Origin of the sequence: Oxobacter pfennigii (assembly GCF_001317355.1) — a bacterium.
Classification (GTDB): domain Bacteria; phylum Bacillota; class Clostridia; order Clostridiales; family Oxobacteraceae; genus Oxobacter; species Oxobacter pfennigii.
Genome location: NZ_LKET01000040.1, coordinates 1 through 3,120, shown reverse-complemented (window position 1 = coordinate 3,120; position 3,120 = coordinate 1). Strand labels below are relative to the sequence as shown.

Annotated in this window: 2 protein-coding genes; both read left to right on the top strand. The window is 36.9% G+C overall.

Annotation, left to right across the window (positions count from 1 at the left end):
• Positions 1-144 precede the first annotated feature (144 nt).
• Positions 145-1,809, top strand: coding sequence for an RHS repeat-associated core domain-containing protein (locus OXPF_RS15625; protein WP_160317240.1), 1,665 nt, complete (start codon positions 145-147; stop codon positions 1,807-1,809).
• A gap of 197 nt (positions 1,810-2,006) precedes the next feature.
• Entirely contained in the window at positions 2,007-2,738 is a 732-nt protein-coding gene (locus tag OXPF_RS15620; protein ID WP_054876166.1) for a hypothetical protein, read from the top strand.
• The last annotated feature ends 382 nt before the right edge of the window (positions 2,739-3,120 follow it).

The window sequence follows — 3,120 nt, the reverse complement described above, 5'->3', positions numbered from 1 at the left end:
CTTAGATGACCTTTTGCCCTGGTCAGAAAAACTCCCGATTGAATGTAAAAAACAGAATCAATAAACCTTTTTAGCCATCAGAAATGACGGCTATATTTATATAAGTACGTATGGTTTACCGTTTACTTGATAACGTATAATAAATTGCGCACATCATATATTACCGACTTTCAGGATTTTACCGGCGGTGTGACGCTGGTAGGCAGCACTATATCCGGCACAGGCCAGGCAAACGGGGCGATGCAGCACTTTATGTATTCGGGTCAGGAGCTTAGCGATGCTGAAATAGGCAATATATATGCCAGCGGCAGGGGGAATGATATAAACAACATATACGATTCCCTGGGAAGATTAAAGAGCAGAACCCTGACAATGGGAGCAAACAAACATGTAACACGCTATGGATATGAGGAGGTACAGGGGACCCCGGGAGCCACAACGACAAGGCTTAAAAGCATTGATATAAACAACACTGTAACGAACTACACATACGATAAAAATGGGAATATTGAAAGAGTAACCATTCCCGGCGGCAGTTATATTGAATACTTTTATGATGAGCTGAACCAGCTTATACGGGAAAATAACCAGATAACAAATGTAACCACTGTATATACCTACGATGCAGGGGGGAATATATTAACCAGAAAAGAATACTCCTTTACAACAGGTCCCGTGGGAACAGTCACAAAAGAATATATTTACACATATGATGACCCTGTATGGAAGGATAAGCTGAAATTTTTCACAACTAAAATAAATAACGTTACCACTGATAAATCTATCTCCTATGATGATGTGGGAAATATAACGGCTTATGACGGTTATACCTACACCTGGGAAGGAGGAAGGCAGCTTAAGTCTATTTCGGGAAACGGTAAGACAATAGAGTTTAAATATAACGATGCCGGAATAAGGACACAAAAGACTGTATATCAGGGAACAACCACACCGACTGTTGAGTCAACGACTAAATATCATCTTGTAGGAGATAAGGTAACTTATGAAATAAAGACAGATGCAGATGGGAAAATAGATACCATATACTATACCTACGACAGCGCAGGTAAACTTGCATCCATGAATTTAAATGGTGTAGAATATTTTTATATAAGGGATGCTGTTGGAAATATAACCGGCTTGTTGGATGATACAGGAACCCAGGTAGTATGGTACGATTACGATACCTGGGGGAAAGCCTCCGAGCCAACCGGACCTCTTGCAGATACTGTTGGTGCAAAGAACCCTTACAGGTATCGCGGGTACAGGTATGATGCCGAGACCGGGTTATATTATTTGCAGTCAAGGTATTATAACCCGGAGTGGTGCAGGTTTATTAATGCGGATGCAATAGGTGGAGAAGTGGGCACGTTACTATCGCATAATGCCTTCGCTTATAGTATGAATAATCCTGTTAATTTTAGCGATCCTAGTGGTAATAGGCGAATACCAAGCATAATGGACTTATTTGAAAAGGTAGTATTTATCATTGTGTCTTTATTATTCGTGCCTGCAGTTGTAGCTACTCAAAAATTAATTTATCCGTTAGTAGGTTCATTTGTAGATGCAGTTGTAGATACAGTAAGTTCTTCTACAATTTCATCTCAAAACATAGCTAGAAGCAATACAATGACTAGCACACAAAAGTCAAGCATAACTACTGCACAAACTCATGGTAATAGTAAAAAAAGCACAAAACCACAGCATGGCTATGAAATTTATAGGATAAGTGACAGAGATGTGGTGAAGGTTGGAATTAGTGGCGGAAAAATAAGATTAGATGGAAAGTCGTATAGAGCAGAGAACTAGGTGAGGCTTTTTAATAATTGGGACGGCCCTAACACATATGCTTCTAGGATTATAATGTTTTTCCCAGATAGAGGAAGTGCACTCAGTTGGGAGTGGCTGAACTCACAGTATCGTTATTCTACGGGTCATTCGATGTTCTATCATAAAATACCATCATTTGATGATTGGTTTATAGAATAGGAAGAAGGAGGAAGAATATGTATCTTAGATACTTGCAGTTGGATTTACCATATAGAGAGAATCCTGAGACACTCAAAAGTGTCATGACTCAGCATAATTGTACTTATGAGGATGCTATAAGAATAGATTATGAAGAAAATTGGATGAAAAGTATCAGACGGAGATTTGAGTTAGAAACTAGATGTATTGCTTCCATGTTCATAAGATTACTTGGAAAGTATAAAACTAAAGATTGTTCTAAAATCTGTATTAGTTGTGTTGAGAAAGTGACTCGGGCAAATTATGATACTTGCATGGGTATTTGTCTTGTTGAATACAAACTAGACTATGTAGATTTCTTCTCTAAGAATGATTATGAGAAAAAGAAAATTATTTTTCAGATAATTAAAGAAAGTATCAGTAATATAGCAAAAGAAAAGAGTTGGGAATTGATTCCTTTACAGGAAGTATTCAATAAGATGGAAGAGTTAAGTTATAATAACTTCTGGACATTTGGTAAAAAAGCAAAGAGTCCAGATAAGCTATATACTGCAGAATTGTACATTGAGCACAAAATAGGAACAATAGATTTTTTTGCAGTAATTCGCAATAATCAAGATGAAATAGTTGAAAAGAAGTTAATAATATCAGAGATACCAAGTGAATATGCATATACCCAACACTTAGGGAAGTTAGTATGGGTTTCTGATACAGAAATTCATCTAAATGATAAAACAGGTTTTACTCTTTTTTCTATACATTTAAATTAAGGTTTACAAAAATGGCTAAATTTCCAAGCAAGTTCCAGCCTAACGACCTGGAACCAGCACCTCTAGGTGTTACAAACAAATTATAAACAAAGATATTCCAGTAGAGGAAAATTAAAATCCTACTGGATGGGTTATTAAGGACGTTTAACAAATGTTGAGCTTTTAGCTCTAAATAGTTGTTAAACGTCCTCTCTTTTTTTATATAACAAGCCATGTATACAGCAGGGACAACAGGCCCCTTCACAGCGTATACAACGTAACTGTAAAATAAGACGGTGTATGGATAACTTCCCTGACCATATGAGATAATGCTCTAAATTAGAGTCTTTAGAGTTTTTTGACTTAGTCGAAAAACTCCAATGGAGGTTTAGAGTATGAATAC